Annotated in this window: 22 protein-coding genes; 8 read left to right on the plus strand and 14 right to left on the minus strand. The window is 35.9% G+C overall.

Translation table 11 applies throughout. The features are described from left to right. Positions 1–9: 9 nt before the first annotated feature. From AC1Q6O_RS18625 to AC1Q6O_RS18635, 3 genes are read right to left on the minus strand one after another with little or no spacing between them, the layout of a single operon-like run. The gene (locus AC1Q6O_RS18625; protein WP_089986435.1) at positions 10–1,356 is read right to left on the minus strand and encodes a GntP family permease; all 1,347 of its coding nucleotides are present in this window, start codon (positions 1,354–1,356) and stop codon (positions 10–12) included. Between the two features lie 15 nt (positions 1,357–1,371). Further along, positions 1,372–2,913, minus strand: a complete 1,542-nt coding sequence (gene gntK, locus AC1Q6O_RS18630) for a gluconokinase (protein ID WP_171365844.1) — start codon at positions 2,911–2,913, stop codon at positions 1,372–1,374. Next, positions 2,906–3,637 carry a GntR family transcriptional regulator gene (locus tag AC1Q6O_RS18635; RefSeq protein WP_008177887.1) on the minus strand — a complete coding sequence of 244 codons (732 nt, stop codon included), beginning with the start codon at positions 3,635–3,637 and terminating at the stop codon, positions 2,906–2,908. Before AC1Q6O_RS18635 ends, gntK begins: the two co-directional genes overlap by 8 nt. A gap of 244 nt (positions 3,638–3,881) precedes the next feature. On the opposite strand from AC1Q6O_RS18635, the gene AC1Q6O_RS18640 reads away from it, so the two are divergent. Together AC1Q6O_RS18640 and AC1Q6O_RS18645 are read left to right on the plus strand one after the other, a co-directional pair. Beyond that, entirely contained in the window at positions 3,882–4,091 is a 210-nt protein-coding gene (locus AC1Q6O_RS18640; RefSeq protein WP_036196607.1) for a hypothetical protein, read from the plus strand. 176 nt (positions 4,092–4,267) lie between these two features. Further along, entirely contained in the window at positions 4,268–4,546 is a 279-nt protein-coding gene (locus tag AC1Q6O_RS18645) for a hypothetical protein (RefSeq protein WP_089986434.1), read from the plus strand. A gap of 54 nt (positions 4,547–4,600) precedes the next feature. Here AC1Q6O_RS18645 and AC1Q6O_RS18650 read toward each other — a convergent pair whose 3' ends face one another. Then, positions 4,601–5,092 (minus strand): hypothetical protein, encoded by a 492-nt coding sequence (locus tag AC1Q6O_RS18650; protein WP_008177884.1) that lies wholly within the window; start codon positions 5,090–5,092, stop codon positions 4,601–4,603. A gap of 151 nt (positions 5,093–5,243) precedes the next feature. Between AC1Q6O_RS18650 and AC1Q6O_RS18655 the strand changes: the two genes are divergently transcribed. The 4 genes from AC1Q6O_RS18655 (at position 5,244) to AC1Q6O_RS18670 (ending at position 9,471) form a co-directional block, all read left to right on the plus strand. Then, positions 5,244–5,393, plus strand: coding sequence for a hypothetical protein (locus AC1Q6O_RS18655; protein ID WP_237068916.1), 150 nt, complete (start codon positions 5,244–5,246; stop codon positions 5,391–5,393). Positions 5,394–5,548: 155 nt separating this feature from the next. After that, positions 5,549–6,322: a nucleotidyltransferase domain-containing protein gene (locus AC1Q6O_RS18660; protein ID WP_171365843.1), complete on the plus strand. Its 774-nt coding sequence runs from the start codon at positions 5,549–5,551 to the stop codon at positions 6,320–6,322. Between the two features lie 377 nt (positions 6,323–6,699). Then, positions 6,700–8,181: a malate dehydrogenase (quinone) gene (gene mqo, locus AC1Q6O_RS18665; RefSeq protein ID WP_008177877.1), complete on the plus strand. Its 1,482-nt coding sequence runs from the start codon at positions 6,700–6,702 to the stop codon at positions 8,179–8,181. A gap of 213 nt (positions 8,182–8,394) precedes the next feature. Continuing rightward, the gene (locus tag AC1Q6O_RS18670; protein WP_492401953.1) at positions 8,395–9,471 is read left to right on the plus strand and encodes an ankyrin repeat domain-containing protein; all 1,077 of its coding nucleotides are present in this window, start codon (positions 8,395–8,397) and stop codon (positions 9,469–9,471) included. 110 nt (positions 9,472–9,581) lie between these two features. On the opposite strand, the gene AC1Q6O_RS18675 is transcribed toward AC1Q6O_RS18670, so the two are convergent. From AC1Q6O_RS18675 to AC1Q6O_RS18710, 8 genes are all read right to left on the minus strand, one after another. After that, positions 9,582–9,863, minus strand: a complete 282-nt coding sequence (locus tag AC1Q6O_RS18675; protein WP_427422546.1) for a hypothetical protein — start codon at positions 9,861–9,863, stop codon at positions 9,582–9,584. Beyond that, positions 9,860–10,519, minus strand: a complete 660-nt coding sequence (locus AC1Q6O_RS18680) for a hypothetical protein (protein ID WP_089986430.1) — start codon at positions 10,517–10,519, stop codon at positions 9,860–9,862. The genes AC1Q6O_RS18675 and AC1Q6O_RS18680 overlap by 4 nt, the downstream gene beginning before the upstream one ends. A gap of 130 nt (positions 10,520–10,649) precedes the next feature. Further along, entirely contained in the window at positions 10,650–11,057 is a 408-nt protein-coding gene (locus tag AC1Q6O_RS18685) for a MarR family transcriptional regulator (RefSeq protein ID WP_008177873.1), read from the minus strand. 92 nt (positions 11,058–11,149) lie between these two features. Further along, positions 11,150–12,181, minus strand: coding sequence for an alpha/beta hydrolase (locus AC1Q6O_RS18690; RefSeq protein ID WP_089986429.1), 1,032 nt, complete (start codon positions 12,179–12,181; stop codon positions 11,150–11,152). 16 nt (positions 12,182–12,197) lie between these two features. Beyond that, positions 12,198–12,854 (minus strand): hypothetical protein, encoded by a 657-nt coding sequence (locus tag AC1Q6O_RS18695; protein WP_008177871.1) that lies wholly within the window; start codon positions 12,852–12,854, stop codon positions 12,198–12,200. 2 nt (positions 12,855–12,856) lie between these two features. Next, positions 12,857–13,264, minus strand: a complete 408-nt coding sequence (locus AC1Q6O_RS18700) for a permease prefix domain 1-containing protein (RefSeq protein WP_008177870.1) — start codon at positions 13,262–13,264, stop codon at positions 12,857–12,859. Beyond that, a complete protein-coding gene (locus tag AC1Q6O_RS18705; RefSeq protein WP_008177869.1) occupies positions 13,261–13,590 on the minus strand; it encodes a PadR family transcriptional regulator in 330 nt (109 codons plus the stop codon). The genes AC1Q6O_RS18700 and AC1Q6O_RS18705 overlap by 4 nt, the downstream gene beginning before the upstream one ends. A 150-nt stretch (positions 13,591–13,740) precedes the next feature. Next, a complete protein-coding gene (locus tag AC1Q6O_RS18710) occupies positions 13,741–14,931 on the minus strand; it encodes a M14 family metallopeptidase (protein ID WP_089986428.1) in 1,191 nt (396 codons plus the stop codon). A gap of 170 nt (positions 14,932–15,101) precedes the next feature. Between AC1Q6O_RS18710 and AC1Q6O_RS18715 the strand changes: the two genes are divergently transcribed. Together AC1Q6O_RS18715 and AC1Q6O_RS18720 are read left to right on the plus strand one after the other, a co-directional pair. Further along, a complete protein-coding gene (locus AC1Q6O_RS18715) occupies positions 15,102–17,849 on the plus strand; it encodes an ATP-binding protein (RefSeq protein WP_107922765.1) in 2,748 nt (915 codons plus the stop codon). 2 nt (positions 17,850–17,851) lie between these two features. Continuing rightward, positions 17,852–18,706: a CheR family methyltransferase gene (locus AC1Q6O_RS18720; RefSeq protein WP_089986426.1), complete on the plus strand. Its 855-nt coding sequence runs from the start codon at positions 17,852–17,854 to the stop codon at positions 18,704–18,706. Positions 18,707–18,751: 45 nt separating this feature from the next. On the opposite strand, the gene AC1Q6O_RS18725 is transcribed toward AC1Q6O_RS18720, so the two are convergent. Both AC1Q6O_RS18725 and AC1Q6O_RS18730 read right to left on the minus strand, forming a co-directional pair. Beyond that, complete coding sequence (locus AC1Q6O_RS18725) at positions 18,752–19,897, minus strand: SpoIIE family protein phosphatase (protein ID WP_008177860.1); 1,146 nt, start codon at positions 19,895–19,897, stop codon at positions 18,752–18,754. 126 nt (positions 19,898–20,023) lie between these two features. Next, positions 20,024–21,067 (minus strand): HAAS signaling domain-containing protein, encoded by a 1,044-nt coding sequence (locus AC1Q6O_RS18730; protein ID WP_427071382.1) that lies wholly within the window; start codon positions 21,065–21,067, stop codon positions 20,024–20,026. Positions 21,068–21,131: the final 64 nt, after the last annotated feature.

The raw sequence follows: 21,131 nt of genomic DNA on the forward strand, positions 1-21,131 counted from the left end.
GTCTATTTTTTAAACAAATAAACTAAGTAATAAAATAAATCCTAAACCAGCTACAGATACAATGGTTTCTAGCAACGTCCATGTAGCAAACGTTTCTTTCATACTTAATCCGAAATATTCTTTAAACATCCAAAATCCAGCATCATTAACATGTGAAGCAATTAAGCTTCCCGCACCTGTCGCAAGAACCACCAATGCAAGGTTCACATCATGTTGGCCTAACATAGGGATTACTAGCCCAGCTGTTGTTAAAGCGGCAACCGTAGCTGATCCCAATGAAATACGTAAAATAGCAGCAATGATCCATGCTAATAGAATGGGTGATAAGGTAGTTCCATGGAATAGCTCAGCTACATAATCACCGACGCCCCCATCGATTAATACTTGTTTGAAGGCACCGCCACCACCAATAATCAACAGCATCATGCCAATATGTGAGATTGCTGTTGTACAGGATTCCATTACTTGCTTAATTGGAATTTTTCTTGCTATACCCATCGTATAAACGGCTACTAATAAGGAAATTAACATGGCGGTACCAGCCTCTCCGATGAAGCGGATTCCGGCTAATAAGCTGTTATCCTCGAAGCCTATTGTTTTTTGTAGCAGTGTAATTATAGTAGCGATGGACATTAAAATAACGGGTAACAATGCAGTGAAAACACTGATGCCAAAGCTAGGAGTATCCTCCAACTCAAAGGTTTTTTGCTCTCCTAAAGAGGCAATATTCCCAGTTTTATTGAATGATTCAGGCACTAATCTTTTAGCTACCTTTGTAAATAATGGCCCAGCTATAATTACAGTTGGAATGGCGATAATAAAACCATAAAGCAATACTTCCCCAATGTTTGCCCCATATTCACCTGCAATCACTGTAGGGCCTGGATGTGGGGGTAAAAATCCATGTGTAACCGATAAAGCGGCTGTCATCGGAATACCTAGATACAAAATAGATACCTTCAATTGTCTTGAAATAGCGAAAACAATAGGTATTAATAGTACTAGTCCTACCTCAAAGAAAAGGGCAATTCCGATAATAAAGGATGCCGCTACCACGGCCCACTGAATATTTTTTTCTCCAAATTTGTTCACAAGGGTCATAGCAATGCGCTGTGCGCCCCCTGAATCGGCTATTAATTTACCTAGCATTGCGCCAAGTCCAAATATTAATGCCAAGTGACCTAGTGTACCACCTAATCCTGCTTCAATCGTTTTCACAATACTATCTACAGGTATTCCAAGAACTAAAGCCACACCAAATGAAACAATGATTAAAGAGATAAACGTATTTAATTTAAAGACCATTATTAAAATTAACAGTGCAATAATACCAATACCTACAATAACTAAAGGCATATATTTTCCTCCTTTTTAGTCGGGCTTTATTAAGCTCCTCTGATATTGAGCAATAGATGCATAATCGTCTGCTAATACCCTTGATAAACGAATGAAAATAGGAAGTAGCTGTCTATATTCTTTAGCTGCCTCTTCTAAAGGGGTATGTTTATAAGTGTCACCAATCATATCCGCAACCACTTCAAAGGAATCAATTTTGCCCATTGCATATAAGCCTAAAATACAAGCACCAAGACAGGAACTTTCATAGCTTTCAGGTACTACTACCTCTGATTCAAAAATATCAGCCATCATTTGTCGCCAAATCTCTGATCGTGAAAAACCACCTGTTGCTTGAATACGTGTAACGGGACTTTCCATACATTCAAGTAAGGCTAGGTATACGGTATATAAATTGTAGATAACCCCTTCAAGAGCAGCTCGTATCATATGCTCTTTTTTATGGGACATGGTTAAACCAAAAAATGAACCACGTACATCTGGATTCCATAAAGGAGCGCGCTCCCCTGATAAATAGGGATGGAAGAGTAATCCATCAGCACCGGGTCTTACACGCTCGGCAATTTTCGTTAACACGTCGTACGGATCAATGCCTAATCTTTTAGCGGTTTCAATCTCAGAAGAGGCAAACTCATCACGAATCCAACGAAGAACCATGCCTCCATTGTTTACGGGGCCCCCAATAACCCAATGGTTTTCTGTTAATGCATAACAAAAAATTCTTCCTTTTACATCTGTTTTGGGTTTATTAATAATCGTACGAATGGCACCACTTGTCCCAATTGTAACGGCAATTTCGCCTTCCTTAATGGCGTTAACTCCTAAATTTGAAAGCACACCATCACTTGCACCGATCACAAAAGGTGTTTGAGGATCAATGCCGATTTGCTCAGCTAAAATTGGGTGACAGTCGGTGAAATATTTAGTTGTTGGTACGAGTGTTGATAATTGTGCACTTGTAATTCCAGCCACCGTTAAGGCCTCTTCATCCCATTCTAAAGTGTGAAGATTCATCATCCCCATAGAGGAGGCTAATGAATAATCCACGACATATTCATTGAAGAACTTTTTAAAAATATATTCTTTAATGCCGATATATTTTTTTGTTTTACTAGCTAGTTCAGGGTGTTCCTTTACAAGCCATGTAATTTTACTTAGCGGGGACATGGGATGAATTGGGGTCCCCGTTCTTTTATAAATCTCATGCCCGTTCCATTCGTCTTTAATTTTATGTGCCCATGCTTCACTACGATTGTCCGCCCAAGTAATGACAGGAGTTAACGGTCGGTCATTTTCGTCTATCGCAATTACACTATGCATGGCACTACTAAAGGATACAAATAATAATGGTTTGCCCGAATGGACTTTCATAATATTTGACATTGCTTGCAGTACTGCCTGAAAAATCTCTTCTGGATTTTGCTCCGCTGTCGAAATATCAGGTGTATATAGTGGATACCCAATATTTTCTTGTTGAATAACTTTGCCTTGCTCGCTGAATAATACAGCTTTTGTGCTAGTAGTCCCTATATCTACACCTAACATATAGTTAGTCATCCTGTGACTCAACCCCTTTAGATAGCATTTGCTGAGACCTCCATAGGTCCTCCACAGTCCCTTGAACATCGTCAAAATTGTCATGTAAAGATTTAATCATGAGCTTTCGATCTTTAGCTCGGATAGCATCTATATATAGCTCGTGATTGTTTACAATACGAGTGAAATCATCGTATTTTTCAATAAAGCGCATGCGCATGGATAGTAGTATTAATCCTTCCATTACTGGTTTTAAATTATTCCAGATCATACCGATATAGGAATGTCCAATGGAGCGAATAATAGCTTCATGGAACATAACATCCTGATAAGAAAATTCATCTGCATCATTATATTTTATGGCAACCTTCATCATTTCTAATGTTTTGCTAAGTTCTAGCGCTAGGTTAGTTGTATCCATTTTAATGAGGCGCTCAAACACAAATGTCTCAATCAGTAAACGAACATCATATATTTCTTCTATTTCCTTCTCTGACAAACCAATGACAACAGCGCCCATTTTCTCAAGTCTAATGATGTTCTCAGATGCCAATGTCCTTAATGCTTCACGAATGGGTGAACGACTTACTTCAAAATCGGCTGCTAATTTGTTTTCAGAAAGAATGGTACCGCTTTCAATTAATCCTGAAATAATACGCATTCTAAGCTCATAAGCTACACGATCGCCAGTTGAAGCCTTAGAAAGCCATTTTTGAGGATATAAATAATCATTAGATTCGCTCATAATATCACCTTTTTTAATTTCAGTATACTTGTATACAAGTATTATAGTCAGAAAGAAAATAAGATTGCAAGCGACATAAAAGGAATAACAATGAGACGTCGAGGAAAGAGCCTTCACGATAATCTTCGTAAAAATAAAAAATTTATTGTACATGCATTCTTTTTACATGGACAAACTTTACAGTGAGAAGTTTTAAAACGCATGAATGTTTAAAAGCTTCTCAAATAATTAGTGGAGGATGGTTATGTCAAATATGAATACAAATCGTAAAGATGCTAAAGCAAATGAAACGAGAAGTGCAAGCATAACAAACCAACCTCGACAAAAGCTCCAGGAAGAGTTTGGTTCTGAATTTGAACTTGATACATCTTCAGCACAGGTTAATAATTTTGCTGAAACTAAAGGAAAAACAGGTATCAAACAACCAGTCAGTGAGCGTACTGCGTGGCACTAGTTTATATTTGACAACTATTCAACACATCGAGAAGAACTAGGGTAGATACCTTAGTTCTTCACTTATAGCCTGGGAAATATTGTGTTATCTAATATACTTTCCATACATATTTTCTGAGCATTTCATAATACTACATTTGAACAATGAAAACTTTTTAAAGAAGGGAAGAGAGTAGATTGGCAAAACACTCAGATACAAGTTGGAAGCAGGATCATCCAAGTACATTATTTAGTAACTCGGTGCAAAAGGCGGATCGTATGTTAAAGCATGCGAAATCACACCCTGAGGAAATGGCTATCGAGCATGCCTTTGATCAAATCAAACATGCAGAAAATGCACGTCTCAATGCAGAGCAATATGGCGAGCATTTGGATACAGTGCAGCAAAATAAAGAATATCTAGAGCAAATCAAGCAGCAGCTACATGAAATGAAAGAAAATATGTCTGGACAGTAGCAAACAAAAACGGCTTAAGTTCAAGTGGATGGACTTAAGCCGTCAAACTTTTTCTTAACACCAAACGATAATCTCATATGGGGTAGTTTGGGCAGGTATACTTCTAGTAGTAGGACCATACATAACAATCAGGTTTCGATTAGCAGGGCTTTTGGTAAAAGGTTGCCCATTTTTAAGTGACATAACGATTGAAGGGGACAGGTTTAATTGTAATTGCCCATCGCTACTCACCAATTGTTGATTAAAAAAATCTACCTTTACGTTTTGGAAGTTATTTTCTTTTACTACAATTAATGCACGATATTGTGGTGGATAAATCATAGGTACAGGTGCATCCCCATCATAATACCCAGTGACCCATTCACCAGCCGTAACTACTTCTTGATTCACAAAATAAGTAGAAGGAGAAATGACAAAGTTGACAACTCCGCCTACACCATCTTCCACACTCATCATTTTATAACAACCATCCCTGTCCCCATTTTGCCCCACTGGAAAATCACTAATTTGTGTAATGACACCACGAAAAGATTTAAAATTTACCATAGCCATTCCCTTCTAAAATCATTCTTGTTCCTTCATTTAATTTATGTCGCATTGCAGACTGAGGTGACACACATAAATAGGGATTACTATTTTGTATGATCCTCATCTATACTTAAATATGTTTACTATAAAGTTAGAGGAGTGGAATCTATTGAAGTGGATTTCTAAAAATAAGAAAGTCTTTTTAGCAGTAGCAGTTGTTGTAATGATCATTGCGGGTATACTCGATATCAAATATGAAGGATTATTCTATCAATTTTTGCCAACATCCATGCAAAGTTTTTTATCTGATCTATTTTAATAGTGGCTCCATATCAAAATCCTTCAAGAAATACACTCTCGAAGGATTTTATTGAATACATTCGTTATTTATAGGAAGTTGCAGCAATCATTCAAAAGCAATTGTCGGGGGATTGCTAGGTTTTGAAGGAAATACATAATAAAGAGGGGAAATGGATGACGTTGGCAAATTGGAGAAAAGCACTCGAAACATTTTTGAACGATTGGCAGGGCAGAGATGAAGTAGTTGGCGCGTTAGTATGTGGGAGTTATGTTACAGGACATCCTTCCGAACGATCTGATATAGATGTACATATTATTTTATCAAATGATGTGAAATGGCGAGAAAGAGGTAATCAAATAGTTGATGGCTTTTTGATTGAATACTTTGCTAATCCACCAGGTCAAATTCGGCGATATTTCCAAGATGATTTTAATAAACATAGGACCATGTCGATGGTACAATTTCAAACAGGGCAAATTTTATTTGATTATACTGGAATAATAAAAGAATTAAAATTAGAGGCATATGCATGGCAAGAGAAAAATTATGAAACAATTAATAAAACGGTTCTAGAATTAAAAAAATATGGATTATGGGATATGTTGGATAATACAAAAGACTGTTATGAGCAAAAGAGAGGAGACTTTATCTTTGTTTATCATCATGCATTAGCGACTTTGTTTATGGAGTATGGACAGTTTTTAAATGTGGATACGATTCCTACTTATCAAATCCATGCCTATCTTGTAGATCCTATCTACCTGCAAAAGTATATGAAGTCAGCCTTTCCTGATGAGCACTTTAAACAAATGTTTCTGCATGCTCTGAAAGAGAGCAATACTGAACAGATGTTGGAATCATTGGAGGCATTGGTTAGTTATGTGTTAAAACAAATGGGTGGTTTTTGTATAGATGACTGGCATGTAAAAAGCCCAATAGAAGGTTAATCTGCCTCATTCTGATATGAGACGCGTGTCAGTTTTTATGTTACTATACAGATATAATAATAAAAGAGAATATATTTTTTATGAAAATGTCAACCATTTTTAGGTCCGTTATTCCATAAAACTTAAAATATCCTAGTTTTGTGTCTAATAAAAAATGAGTTTTTTGCTTGAATTATGATGATAAAGGCTCGAAAAAAGCTGATAACTCTCATATAAATAGTTGATATTTTATTCTTGAACTAATTGTGATAAACTGCAATAAGGTAATAATTGATACAGAAATGGTGTGCTCCGAGGTTGCTCCATGGCTTACAGTACTTCTAAAGCAGGAGTGCTTACATCCTTTCTGCAAATCTTAACATATAAGGAAGGTAAAAATGAGTAACAGACAAATAAAATCAGATGTTATCTTAATTGGTGCCGGAATCATGAGTGCAACTTTGGGAACAATACTCAAAGAATTAGCACCAGATTGGAAAATTACAGTGTTTGAAAAGCTTGAGAAAGCAGGAGAAGAAAGTTCTCACGAATTGAACAATGCGGGGACTGGACATGCTGCACTATGTGAGCTGAACTACACTTCAGAGAAAAAAGACGGATCAATCGATATCAAAAAAGCGATTAATGTTAATGAACAGTTCCAGGTTTCAAGACAATTTTGGTCTTATCTTGTAAACAATAAGCTGATCAATAATCCACAAGACTTCATTATGCCTTTACCACATATGAGTTTAGTGCAAGGGAAAGAAAATGTTGAGTTTCTTAAAAAACGTCATGAGACAATGATCCAAAATCCTTTATTTGAAGGAATGGAATTTTCAAATGACCCTGAAACACTAAAAAAATGGATTCCACTTATTATGGAAGATCGTCCTGATGGTGAAGACATTGCTGCAACAAAAATTGACACGGGTACAGATGTTAACTTTGGTGCTTTAACACGTATGTTAATTGACCACTTAAAAGCAAATGACGTGGATGTTAACTACAATCATAGTGTTGAAAGTTTAAAACAAGCTAGTGATGGTTCATGGGAAGTGCGTGTGCATGATTTAGACGGCTGTAAAATGGAATATCATTCAGCAAAATTTGTCTTCCTTGGAGCTGGTGGAGGAAGCCTAGAATTACTACAAAAATCAGGTATTCCTGAAGGTAAACATATTGGTGGATTCCCAATTAGCGGTTTATTCCTAGCATGTAATAACCAAGAAGTATCTGAACAGCATCATGCAAAAGTATACGGAAAAGCAAAAGTGGGTGCTCCACCAATGTCAGTTCCGCATCTAGATACACGTTATATTGATAATAAGAAGTCGTTACTATTTGGACCATTTGCAGGTTTCTCACCGAAATTCTTAAAAACAGGTTCAAACATGGATTTATTTGCCTCTGTAAAACCGCATAATATTACAACTTTATTAGCGGCAGGCGTTAAAGAAATGGGATTAACAAAATATCTAATCCAACAACTTATGCTTTCAAAAGAGCAACGTATGGAAGAATTACGTGAATTTATTCCAAATGCAAAGAGTGATGATTGGGATATTATCGTAGCGGGTCAACGTGTACAAGTTATTAAAGACACTGAAGCAGGCGGTAAAGGAACACTTCAATTTGGTACAGAGGTTGTAAGTGCAGCCGATGGATCAATTGCAGCTTTACTTGGAGCTTCACCAGGTGCTTCTACAGCTGTACATGTAATGCTAGAAGTTATTAATAAATGTTTCCCTCAACATATTAAAGAGTGGGAAGCAAAAATTAAAGAAATGATTCCTTCTTACGGTTTATCATTAGCAGAACACCCAGAGCTTCTGAAAGAAATTAATGCAACAACAGATGAAGCACTTCGTTTGAAATAAAAATCAATTATATAGATGTTTAAAAAGCTCTTAATCCATTTGCGATTAGGAGCTTTTTTATGGTCATCTTTTCCTGGGAAATTTTCAATAAAAAGCTCCCTTTTTAATATAAATTTTATTGTTTGGTATTCATTGTAAGTATTATGCCCCGTTGTTTAATAGGATGTTATTTTCTATACTTTTTATAAGCATAGGAAGGGAGCCGAGCATTAGATGATTAAATTAAAAGATATTGGAACATTTCAGGAAATGCCCGAAATTGCCATGCATATTTATACTGGTAATATAGCTGCATTACAAGTTGCAAAAGTAAATGGCTGGGATATTGAAGAAGATATTATTTTAAGTAAGCACATATCATTAAGTCCCTTAGATCTAGCATTGATCGCTCAAAAGTTGGATGTTGTAAAGCTATTAATCGACTATCATGTTATTTTGAATGTTGATCAAAATCCTTCTTTTTTAAGAGCTGTTCGATATTGTAAGGAGAATATAATCCGCTATATCGTTTCACATGGGGCAAAATTAGATGGACATAATCGCGTTGGATCTGGTGCCTACTCGCAGGCCTACTATGGTAATAAGAAAAATATCCCGCTCATTCATGAACTTGGGCTTGATATAAAACAATATGGTGGGGCAGTATTACGTCAGGCTGTATCAAATTATGACAAAAATATGGTTACCTATTTACTTGATCAAGGGGTAGATATTAATTATCAAAAGCCTGATATGGTTTATCCGTATGAGCCTACACCATTAACGATTGCGACACGTATGGGTCATATAGCTATGGTGAGGTATTTAGTTGAGCGGGGGGCTGATATTTCATTAACAGAGAAGGATGGGGAAAGAGCGTACAACATTGCAGTAAGTATAAAAAATATAGAGATAGCTCAATATTTGAAGGCGTTAGAACCTGCTGAGCTTCATCATATAGAAAATAAAAAATATGAATTAAAAAAATATAAATTACCGAGTGAGCTGCTCAATTTTCTGACAGATGATCAATTACAACTTAAGCTTGCAGTCAATAATTATAATATTCAATACATCGATTTTTTCAAACTGACGGAAACAATTGAGATGAAAGTTGGCGGTCAAAAACTGCTCCGTATTTCAGCTACTATCGATCAGTACTCTGATTTGCAATTAGTATGGAACCCAAAGGGACAGGTAGGTTGTTACGATTTGGAGCATGAGGTATATGCAGATTTAAGTAGTTTTACAGATTTCCGCGCTAGGCCAGAAATGTATCTCATTCAATTTCTTGAAGGGGAACTCTCATAATACAGTAAAATTTACTTCGTGCGTTCCCTATTTCATGATAAGCGGTCAAGTCATACAAAATAAGCTAGTAGAAGAGCGTTAAAGTACTATTCCTTTAACGCTCTTCCATATTAATTTCTGATTTTCGAGAAGCAAAAAGCTATAGAACGTTTGACATAACTTGCACAAAAGAATAGCAGTATGGCTACTAGCAATGCTAGAGGAATGCTTAATGTAACGGGTAATTCTACACCATACCAAACACTCATCTTAATTTGATGAAATCCAAATGTTCTTAAAAAGCCAGCTAATAGGGAAAGAATGCCACTTAACAATAAGCCAGCGTACAATACGGACAATACAACTAGTGCTAATGAGCCAAAAAAAGCTTGTAGCCATTTTAGCAATATCACTCTTTTTCCCTCCGTATAATGTGCTGCACCTTTGCGTTAGAAGCAATAGTATAGTCATCTGAATAGTACAGTGTTTCAATATGACAATTTTCTCCAACTGTAACAAAATCACCTTCCACAATTTTTGCTTTGGTATAGGCTAGTTTCAAGTGTTTGCCGCTAATAGTATGGCAACTTAATTTTTTCTTCAAAAATGAAAGTAGTGTGACCCTATCCTTTTCCACAAAAATATTTTCAGCGGATAACAGGTGAATTTCACTCTCTCCTGACAATTTTAAGTGAAAATGCTCAGCCGTTATTTCTGCAGCTTTTACAATTCCAATAGCATCGAGCTTCTCGCACTGTAATTTCTCTTCAGCTACCAATTTTCCAGAGCTATTAATCTTTTGAATATGACCACTACGTATTTTTATGTTACCCGCATTCATTAGCTCCTCCATTTCGCAATAATCCTTTAAAGTACAAGAACCTGTACTAGTAAAGGATTGGACGATAACAGGGAAATAAAAGGAACTATGGCCATGAGTAGATACCTTTTTTAGACGTACTTCCTGTTGGATTGCTACAGCTCCTCGGATATTTAATTGCTCGTAATCAGCATCTAGATTTTTAATACGACCATTTGTTAGGGTAAGGGTACGAAGGTTTTGAAACATAAAAAGTCACCTCATTATAATTTAATTAATATATATTTTAATTATTAAAATATATATTAATTAAATTATATGCGACTTCCATTTGTCAAGAACTAACCAATAAAAAAAGGATTTCAAGTTTATTGAAATCCTAAAAGATTTTATTCATTAGCTTGTTTACTTCGCTTAAAATAGTGGCCATGTCTATAAGTTTATCTTGGGGAAATTTTAAAAAGATTTCTTGGACCTTTTCATCACCAGTACTTGTTAAAACCATTTTGACCACACGACGATCATTATTTTCTCTTATCCGTTGTATGAGCGCTAGTTTTTCCAGTTTATCGCACATAGAGGTTACAGCTCCAGGTGTCACACTAAAAAAATCTGCAATTTCTGTCGCTTTCATACCGTTATTTATTTTAAGTTGTAGAAGTAGGATTAGCTGGTTTTGCGATAACGCTTCTCCTTCAGATAAAAGGTCTACAAACATTTTCGATTTTTGTTGTATTTCTAGCATTTCTTTCATAATGATTTCTACATTAAGTAGACTGTCAGCCATATAATCACGTCCGTTAAAATATTTAATAATTGAATTATATAGCAAGTGAATATATCTTTCCAAGAATACTATACCTCTAAAGAAATAAGCATTTATTGTTTAAAAGTTGCGTGCATCCATTCAAAGAATTTTTCCTTTTCTTCGAATTGTGGATAGTGTGCAGATTGCTCGTAAGCTATAAATTCTTTTTTCTCTGCGCTAATTTGGTCGAAGTAATTTTTGGCTGCTTGTGAGGATGTTTGATAATCATAGTTGCCCATTAAAAAATAGAAGGGTAAATCAAGCTTTTGGACCTTTGCTGGTAGGGGGTGCTGCATGACCTCTTTTAATAAAGCTTCTTGAGACAAGGATAAGCCATAGTTGTAACGGATAATATCTAATAAATTATATTCTTTGCTGAATAGCATCCCTAGCATATTTCCATCAGGATTATCAATTAATCTAGTAGCACCACCATATTTATTGACATAATTTCGAGGCGTAAACATTGTACCAGCCTTAATTTCATTAGCTAACTGTTGTAAATGTACAACATCTTCCTTGTTACCTTGCAGTTGGGCCTGATGGATAGTGAAATTTAAACTATCGATCTCACTTTCGATTGTATTGCTCATTTGTCCTACCCCAATATAAGCTTCATATTTTTCAGGGGCGTTAGCGGCTGCTTGTGTAGCAATATATGTGCCATAGGAATGACCAATTAAGATGACTTTTTCTTTGTCTAGTCGTTTCGCTATATAATCAGTCAGTGCCAATAAATCCTCCACAAGCAAATCTGAAGAGAGATTAGAATAGTCCTCGAAAAAATGATAGGACTTCCCACTAGCTCGCTGATCATAATGGACCACAGTAAACTCAGTTTCTAGTAAATGTTGGTATTTTTCTGCATAGGGTATTTCAGAGCAACCAGGTCCGCCATGAACAAAAATAATAACAGGGTTTTCTTTGTCATAACCACGGATCATCATTTCATGACCAGTGCCATTAATTTCGACTTGCTCTAAAACGCTAATGCTGTTAGAGCCTTTTATGGAGGAGGTCCACGTTGGGAAGAGAAGCATCAATACGAGTAAAAGTACAATGACTATAACAAAATATTTAATAAAATGAATATATGTCTTCATCGTATTCCTTCCTTCCTTACATGCGTTTCGCGAATGTTCCTTGATACATTCTTCTTTTATACACATAGAAATACATACTCAGAGGCCACCAAAGCGTAACAAAAATAGGGTAGATTGCCCATATAACTCCTGGGGAAGAAACAATATTGACGATGATAAAAAAGATACTTATTAATAATGTAGCAGTGACGGAGAAAGCCACAAATGTTTTTCGTTGAGCATGGTATAAAGCTAGGGGCCACCACATAACTAAAAATGCAGGATAGATTGCCCAAGGGTATTGAGGTGATAAAATGATGTTTACTAAAGCATAATAAATAATAGTAGAAGCACAGCCGATCAGTGCGACTTTTAGCGTTTTTGCTTTTTCATCTAAGTACATCAGAATTGGCCACCAGAGAATAGGGTAAATGGCGTAAATGAACCATAGATGATCTGGTGTGTAAATATAGTTTTCTATAATAAGAAACACGATAATCACCGTACTACAAATAATTGAATATTGTTTATACATTCTTTTATACATACAGATGATCGTAATTGGCCAAAGCAATAGCAGTAGGCAAGGATAGATAAACCACATTGTTTGGGACGATGTCGTGAAATTGACGATACCTAAAAAAATCATTGTCATGATGCTCCCAGCTAGTGAGAAGTTAATAAAATTCTTCATGTTTATTCACCCCATCTCTTACGAGACCATACAAAGTACATAGACAATGGCCACCAAAGGATGGCGAAGATTGGATAGATTGCCCAAATTGTTTGTGGTGTGTAATAAAGATTAATAAATATAAAGAATGCAATAATTAAGCCACTACCCCAAAGAGAGAATTCTAAATTTAATTTAGCCATATTTTTCTTAGCAGGCACCTTAACGCCCAGTTCTTTTTTTAAATCTTCTATGTCTCCAAACTCTACAATTGCTTTATTGATGGCATCCTCTTGTTCCTTTCCTTGGTCCATCAAATAAAATACTTTCTCTTCAAGGTTTTCAATAATTTCTTGTTTAACCATTTCCGTTTCATTGTTGTGAGGAATATCCTTAAACAGCTCATCAATATGGTTTTTTATTCTCTTCATTCGACGCCCTCCATAAATAAATCAATAATTTCTTTTACTTCCGACCATTCTTTCACTAACTCATTTAAATAGGCCTTTCCTAATGAGGTAATGCGGTAATACTTTCTTTTGCCACCATGTGAAACATCTCCATAATAGGCTTCAATAATTTCTTTTTTCTCAAGACGTTGAAAAACAGCATACAAAGTTGCTTCTTTAATCTGAAATCGATTATTTGTACGGAGACTTATTTCCTGAGAAATTTCATAGCCATAGCGGTCTTTTTCTGAAATGAGCCGTAAAATAATCGAATCCAAGTGTCCTCGGATAATATCACTGCGAACCATAAGTCACCTACTTCATTTTATTGCTCTATCTGTCAGAGTAATATTAGCAAACATTACTCTGCCTGTCAAAGTAATTTATTTTCTTTTTTTAGAGCTCGAAAAAAGAACTCCATTCGCTGTATAGCGAGTGGAGTTATCGATCATATTGTTCTACATATATAATCCTGCAAGAAAGATTCCCTTAGCTTCCTCATAAATATCATCAAATTGACTTATCGGTAGAGGGTTTGTGCCACTTCCTAATTCAACGGTAAAACCTGGCCTACGCCAATCTTGGATAAACCAATCTTTATAGCCTGCATAGCTCCCAGCAGATTGTATGGGTTCATAGCCACTCACTCGACTAAACTCATTCACAAGCACCTCTGATTCAGGTGGTTCAAGATTTTCAAAGCCCCAATAAATAACGCGGCCCTGTGTATGAAAGGCTAGTACTCTAGCAAAATCACGCTGCTTGGTCAAATCTGCCATTGCAATGGCCTCAGGCTCAGACAAAGGTTTTTCTCCGCCATAATCTCTAGGCCCAGGAGTTTTCGGGTTACGGGCACTTTCTAATTCCCATTCAGCAGGAAACTGGTCATTTAAATCAACACCATGGATGTTTGCTTTCCAGCCAGAAAAATCAGAGCTACCATTATTCCATGAGATAAGTTGATTTTTTAATGATTCATCATTTGGGGGGCCTTGTATGACTAAATTGACGCCATCAGGATTCACCATTGGTACTACGGATAGGGTCGTTTGCTGATAAAGAGGGAATAAAGAAAGTCCATTCATATTATTTTGGTTCGTGAGAGCGAGCAAATAGTCATTTAAAAATGTTAGAATAATAGGTGTGGTAATCCATTCATTTGCATGGAAGGAGCCATTATAGTGAACACGTTTAGCTCCATTACCAATTAATAGCTCGGGTAATTCCTTACCTAACACAGAGCTACCAATGATAGAATTGCGAAGAAATGGATAGGCGTTAACGAGCCTTTGAATATCATTCATCATGATGTTGTACGTATAATTTTGCTTACCGTCAATTAAGCGCCATGTTATGCGTTGAGGTATGTGAATCATCTGGCCAATTTGTAATTGACTTGGATTAACACCTGGGTTTACGAGTAATAAGGCAACAAGTGTGAGATTATATCTTTGTGCAATTTGCCAAAGAGAATCCCCTTGTTTTACTTGATAGTCAATGGTCACAAATCCAGGAATACGAACGCGTTGCCCGACTCTTAAAAATTGAGGATTTATATTGGGATTGGAATCTAAAATGAGTGGAAGAGGTATTTTAAACACTTCACTGAAATGCCAAAGGGAATCTCCTGGCCTTACGAATATGTCCACATGCATTCTCTCCTTAGTTAAAAATGGTTCAATATAAAATGTATATGTGAGAAACTAAGACTTATTAATGCGCAGGCTGCAAAATTTCTTTATAGGAGAGTTTAAGTTAATATTCTAGTCACATTTATAACAAAAATAGAGTACAAGAAAGGTAAAGGTAGGAAAACCAAATGTTAAATAAATTTAAATTGGGTATACGCTCCAAGATTACATTAGGTTATATCATCATTATTCTTTGCTTACTTGCATCAGTGATCATCCTAAATAATCAAATTACTTCTTTGCAAAAGGAAAGAAATTTTATTATTAAGTACGACTCTAATGTGAAAACTTTAACCAATGATATTGAAAAATATATATTGGATATGGAATCAAGTCAGCGAGCGTTTATTATTACGGGTGAACCTAGTTATCTGGAGCCGTATGATAATGGAGCGGAAAACTGGAAAATAGATTTTAATGATCTTTATCAGCAAATGAAAGATAAACCAACCCAGCAGGAAAAATTAAAAGAGATTGAGGAAACGATCGAGCATTGGATTGAAACAACGGGTGGACCAACTATTCAATATAAAAAGGACGGGAATACAAAAGCATTAACGGAATTTTTTAAAGTGGATAATGGACGCCAAGATATGGAGAAGATGCGCAAATTATTCGATGCATTCCGTGCAACTGAAAATACTTACACACAAGCAAAGGCTGCTCAGTTAGACAAACAAAATAGTCAATTAACTAGTGGTCTATTTGGGATTTTAATTTTTGTTTCTGTAATTGCTATTGTCATAGCAAGTGGAATTTCTCGTTCCATTGTAAAAACTATAACAGAGGTCACACAAACGATTCAGGAAATGGCTGCTACGAAGGGCGATTTTAAAAGAAGGATACATGTTAATACAAATGATGAAATTAATGAGCTCGCCGATGCGACCAATCTATTATTGGAATCGGTCGAGAAGAGAGAATGGTTACAAACGAATATTGCTGATATCGTAACAAAATATCAAGGTATTTCAGCTATTACGAAATTGGCTGAAACTTTCCTATCAGAAATGGCACAGAAAACTGAGGCATCTCTTGGAGCATTCTATGTTCGGGAAGAGGCAGAGGAACAAGTACTATTTATGAAAAAGGCTGCTTTTGCTGACGGAGAAGATGGTGTCGGTAGGGAGAGCTTTAAGGTAGGACAAGGTTTAATTGGTCAATGTGCATTAGAAAAAAGAGTGTTATTTTATGATAATATTCCGCAAGATTATCGTTTAATTAGAACAGGGCTAGGTGAAATAAGACCACAACATATTTTATTGATTCCTGTTATTTTTGAAAATGAAGTCATTGCCGTTGTTGAGTTAGCTACAATGACAAAATTTAATGCATTACAGCAGGAGCTAATGAAGCAGGTGACTGAAACCTTTGGCTTAACCGTCAACGGTGTATTAGGGCGGATGGAAATTGTTCGATTATTGAATGAATCAAGAGCGATGACCGAGGAGTTACAAGTTCAATCAGAAGAACTTCAAACACAATCTGAGGAATTACAAATGCAGACAGAAGAGCTGACGATGATTAACGAGCAGCTTGAAGAGCGAACGAAAGAGGCAGAGACCAAATCACGCGAGCTAGAGAAGGCGAAGCAGGAATTAGAGGAAAGTGCAGAACAGCTTATACTTAATTCTAATTATAAATCGGAGTTTTTAGCGAATATGTCACATGAACTTAGAACGCCTTTAAATAGCATATTAATTTTGTCAGAGATGCTCGCAGAAAATAACCAAGACCACTTAACAGATGAGGAAGCTGAATTTGCGAAGGTAATCCATTCATCAGGTGAGGATTTGCTTGCGTTGATTAATGATATTTTAGATTTATCAAAAGTGGAGGCAGGGAAGCTAGATATCATTTTTAATGAAGTAAATGTGAGCGAAGTACCTGTTCAAATTGAGCATACTTTTGCACCTGTCGCAATGAAGAAAAATATAGATTTCCATATTTCAAAGGCAGATAATGTTGTCGATGTATTCTATACAGATGAAAAGAGATTCCAGCAAATAGTAAAGAACTTATTATCAAATGCCTTTAAGTTTACGGAACATGGATCTGTAACTTTAGCCATTAACCAGCTTGCACAGAGCCAGCTTACAAGCAATATGCAAGATATTAGCGCTGATTGGTTAGAAATTACTGTTTCAGATACCGGTATAGGAATTCCAAAAGACAAGCATCAATTGATCTTTGAGTCATTCCAGCAAGCAGATGGGGCTACTGTTCGAAAATATGGTGGAACAGGACTGGGTCTTTCAATTTGTAAGGAGTTTGCGAAACTACTCGGTGGTTGGATTACACTGCAAAGTGAAGAGGGACAAGGTAGTATCTTTACGTTAACGATTCCAAGCTTACCAAATGGAGTTGAAGAAGATCATTGCGATAAGCTTGCTGCTTTAAATGAGGTAGCTGTGACAATGGAGGAAGAGGCACCTAGAGAAGAGCCGGCGCAGGATAATAGGGAAGCTTTAAAACATGAGGTAGAGGTTTTCCAAGGGAAAAATATTTTAATCGTCGACGATGATAACCGTAATATTTATGCCTTGAAAACGGCACTTGAAACAAGAGGTATGAACATTTTAGTGGCTAAAGATGGACTGGAATGTTTAGAGGTTTTGCAAGCTCATCATGAGATTGATTTAGTGCTTATGGATATTATGATGCCGAATATGGATGGTTATGAAGCAATGACTATTATTCGCCAACAAATGAAGCGGACAGATCTACCGATTATCGCTCTGACGGCGAAGGCTATGAAGAATGATCGTGATAAATCATTGCAAGCTGGTGCATCTGATTATATTAGTAAACCATTAAATTTAGATCAATTAATATCCGTTTTAAGAGTATGGTTAGTTTCTAAAGGGAGTTTATAAAGATGGAACATTTTGAGCCATTGGAGCAAAATATACAATTGAATAAGCAAACAAATTTAGAAATTGATTTGTTATTAGAGGCTATTTATCGTTTATCAGGTTATGATTTTCGGCAATATAACCGTTCTTCCATTTCACGTCGAATTTTTAATAGGATGAGAATAAATAGCATTCCAACCATTTCTCGTGTTCAGGAAAAGGTTATTCATGAGCAGGAATTTTTAGAGCAGCTGTTAAATGATTTTTCAATCAATGTCACGGAAATGTTCCGCAACCCTAGTTTTTTTAAGGCATTTCGTGAAAAAGTGATCCCCGCCTTACGAGAATACCAAGAAATCCGGATTTGGCATGCTGGCTGCGCAACTGGTGAGGAAGTTTATTCTATGGCCATCTTGCTTCAAGAGGAAGGGCTTATAGACAAGGCTGTAATTTATGCAACAGATATGAATGAGCAAGTATTAGAAAAGGCGAAGAAGGGTGTCTTTCCAATTCATAAAATGCAGGCATATACGAAAAACTATATGCTTGCAGGAGGAGCCCATGCTTTTTCGGAATACTATAAGACAGATTATCAATATGCTTATTTCCATCCAACATTATTGAAGAATATTATTTTTGCCCAGCATAACCTAGTGACAGATCAATCATTTAATGAATTTCATGTTGTTTTATGTAGAAATGTCCTTATTTATTTTTCACCTCAGCTGCAAAGTCAGGTCCATCATTTGTTTTATGAAAGCCTAAGTGACAAGGGGTTTTTATGTTTAGGCGATAAGGAAACATTGCGCTTTGAAGAGGTTATTTCGAATTATAGGGAAGTTGTTGGGAATGAAAGGATTTATCAAAAAATAGATTAAAGAGAAAGAGGCTACCTAGGATGGAGGTAGCCTCTTTCTTTTTATTTAATCAGCAGCACGGGCTTGGATCATTAAGACACACATATCATCCGGTTGATTGTTTTGTTTGTCCTTAGGTAATAGGTTGTCGATGAGGGGTTGAGCATAGTCCCATTTAGAGGATGTTAGCGTTTGCAAATGCTTTTCTGATTCTATTTCACAAGGTCCCATTGCCTCTAAGACACCATCTGTAAACATAACAATTTGTACATTTTTTTCGTATTGTATATATTGTTTTTTGACATTAATTTCATCGAAAAAGCCGACTGCACAGCTACCTTGATTTAATGGAACACAAGTTTCCTCATCAATTAATGCGTACCCCGCAGGATGACCAGCATTTATGTATTCGATTGTTTTTTGTTTCGTATCAATCACTAAATAAATCGCTGTGAAATAATAAAGATTTTCATCCTTGCCATCTTGCAACAGGGTCATATAACGATTCAGTTCTTTAATAACAAGTTCAGGGTCGTTTAATTGTTTAACAGCCTCTCTTAAAACCGAGGAGATAAACATACAAACTAGCGCTGCAGATATACCATGGCCCATCATGTCCAATAAAATAATGGCATAACGATGATCATCTATTTTATGCCAATAGTACATATCACCTGCCAAGTTAGAGGATGGTAGGTAAGAGACTTCTAAACGAATATCCTTTTCATTTAACGGTGGACTAAGCAGGCTTCTTTGCACATGAGTAGCTAAATCCAATTCGTATTGTATTTTTTTTTCATGTTGAGTGTGCCAATCTAATTCAGCTTTTAAACGTAGGGCAACTCGTATTCTAGCAAGCAATTCCGTTTTATTAATCGGTTTTGTAATATAATCTACGCCCCCGATATCTAATGCTTCTGCGAGTTTGTTTTTATCTTCGAGCGCTGTAACAAAGATAATTTGAATATCTCTCAATCTTTCAATTTGTTTAATACGTTTGCAGGCCTCTATACCATCTACTTCAGGCATCATAATATCCAATAAAATTAAATCAACTGAGCTTCCTGTTGGATTTGGTTCATTTAATTGTAAATAATCAAATAGCTCATTAGCAGATGAAAGAGAAACACAGTGCTCATAACCTGCATTTTTCAGTATTTTTTCAATGACAAATAAATTGACTTGATTGTCATCTACTAGAAGAATGGTCATAGTTATTTCCCCTTACTCTAATTGAATTGTGCAGATTATTATTCGTGTATATAAATTACTTCCAACTTTATTATTATACAAAACATTAGAGGAGAAAGGTATTTTCGCGATTTGAAAGAAGAGCTTTCAATGATAAATTTTCAATTTATCACTTTTAGAGGCTGGTATTTTAGCTTTTCTAAATCCTTGATATATATCAAATGCATTGGCTAAAACAGCAATGCACATACTGGCAAGTAGGATCTTATCTATAATAGAGGAGACCTTTGCTGTGTTGCTTTCTACGATTGCGGCAATGTACGGAATGGAGGCACTATGGATAAAATCTTGATGAACAGCGATGACAATAAATACAATAGTTCCCGCACTTTGAAGCAATGCATTGATGATAGCAATCGTCATGGTCCATTGCCCCGTACGCCATTTTAAAAATGTTAAAGTAAGACTAAGAATGACACAGAGCATAAAGAAAAGAGCATAGGATTGTAAAATATTTTGATTAAAGATTGGCATAACAAACTTTAAGCTACCATTCCCATTTGTTGTATATATACCTAAAAGACGATTGGCATTCCAATAAACAAAGGTAAAAATAATAATCCCTACAAAGCTAAAAATTATATCACTTAAAGTGATGAGTTTGTCTTTAGGAATGTTTTTAATGTTTAAACTTTCAGGTGTCCACTCCTTAGGGTCATTCAGGAAAGGCAATATTTGAATTTTATCCGTATTAGAGCGTTCGATGACGATGAAAAAAATGGTGATCCAAAACAAAACATGAAATGATACAGAAATAATGGCCACAATCGTCATGGAGAATGCTGAAATGATAGTGGAGAGCAAGGCTTCTTCTCCTGAATAGAGGAAAATTCTCTGAATTACTTGAACAATGATCGTTATAAAAATTGCCCAAGGAAATACGAGTTTAATGGTTCTAGTGTATAGATCAAACACGTTTGGACCAATTAAATAACGTGGCGTATCTTGATAGCTTGCTGCCACTTTTGCAGGGCTACCAAGCTTTTTTAGCACTTCCATTATATCTGCTTCTGAATATGGCTCTGGCAACATATCTTCAATAGTAGCTTTTAGCTCAAGCTTTATGTTTTCACGTTTATTTTTATGTAGTTTTTTAGATACTTCATCGATATACGCATCAATTAAAGTCATTTCTTTATTCCTCCTTTAATCATGTTCATTGTTCATTTATATGACGTGGTAATATATGTTATTA

This window comes from Lysinibacillus sp. GW823-FHT06C08 (assembly GCF_058795135.1).

Bases quoted from the DNA above. Each gene is read 5' to 3' on its own strand.
- AC1Q6O_RS18660 (WP_171365843.1), top strand. From the start codon at position 5,549: ATGACGTTGGCAAATTGGAGAAAAGCACTCGAAACATTTTTGAACGAT.
- AC1Q6O_RS18640 (WP_036196607.1), top strand. From the start codon at position 3,882: ATGTCAAATATGAATACAAATCGTAAAGATGCTAAAGCAAATGAAACG.
- AC1Q6O_RS18690 (WP_089986429.1), bottom strand. From the start codon at position 12,181: ATGAAGACATATATTCATTTTATTAAATATTTTGTTATAGTCATTGTA.
- AC1Q6O_RS18670 (WP_492401953.1), top strand. From the start codon at position 8,395: ATGATTAAATTAAAAGATATTGGAACATTTCAGGAAATGCCCGAAATT.
- gntK (WP_171365844.1), bottom strand. From the start codon at position 2,913: ATGACTAACTATATGTTAGGTGTAGATATAGGGACTACTAGCACAAAA.
- AC1Q6O_RS18625 (WP_089986435.1), bottom strand. From the start codon at position 1,356: ATGCCTTTAGTTATTGTAGGTATTGGTATTATTGCACTGTTAATTTTA.
- AC1Q6O_RS18720 (WP_089986426.1), top strand. From the start codon at position 17,852: ATGGAACATTTTGAGCCATTGGAGCAAAATATACAATTGAATAAGCAA.
- AC1Q6O_RS18705 (WP_008177869.1), bottom strand. From the start codon at position 13,590: ATGGTTCGCAGTGATATTATCCGAGGACACTTGGATTCGATTATTTTA.
- AC1Q6O_RS18635 (WP_008177887.1), bottom strand. From the start codon at position 3,637: ATGAGCGAATCTAATGATTATTTATATCCTCAAAAATGGCTTTCTAAG.
- AC1Q6O_RS18700 (WP_008177870.1), bottom strand. From the start codon at position 13,264: ATGAAGAGAATAAAAAACCATATTGATGAGCTGTTTAAGGATATTCCT.
- AC1Q6O_RS18685 (WP_008177873.1), bottom strand. From the start codon at position 11,057: ATGGCTGACAGTCTACTTAATGTAGAAATCATTATGAAAGAAATGCTA.
- mqo (WP_008177877.1), top strand. From the start codon at position 6,700: ATGAGTAACAGACAAATAAAATCAGATGTTATCTTAATTGGTGCCGGA.
- AC1Q6O_RS18680 (WP_089986430.1), bottom strand. From the start codon at position 10,519: ATGTTTCAAAACCTTCGTACCCTTACCCTAACAAATGGTCGTATTAAA.
- AC1Q6O_RS18725 (WP_008177860.1), bottom strand. From the start codon at position 19,897: ATGACCATTCTTCTAGTAGATGACAATCAAGTCAATTTATTTGTCATT.
- AC1Q6O_RS18730 (WP_427071382.1), bottom strand. From the start codon at position 21,067: ATGACTTTAATTGATGCGTATATCGATGAAGTATCTAAAAAACTACAT.
- AC1Q6O_RS18695 (WP_008177871.1), bottom strand. From the start codon at position 12,854: ATGAAGAATTTTATTAACTTCTCACTAGCTGGGAGCATCATGACAATG.
- AC1Q6O_RS18650 (WP_008177884.1), bottom strand. From the start codon at position 5,092: ATGGTAAATTTTAAATCTTTTCGTGGTGTCATTACACAAATTAGTGAT.
- AC1Q6O_RS18715 (WP_107922765.1), top strand. From the start codon at position 15,102: ATGTTAAATAAATTTAAATTGGGTATACGCTCCAAGATTACATTAGGT.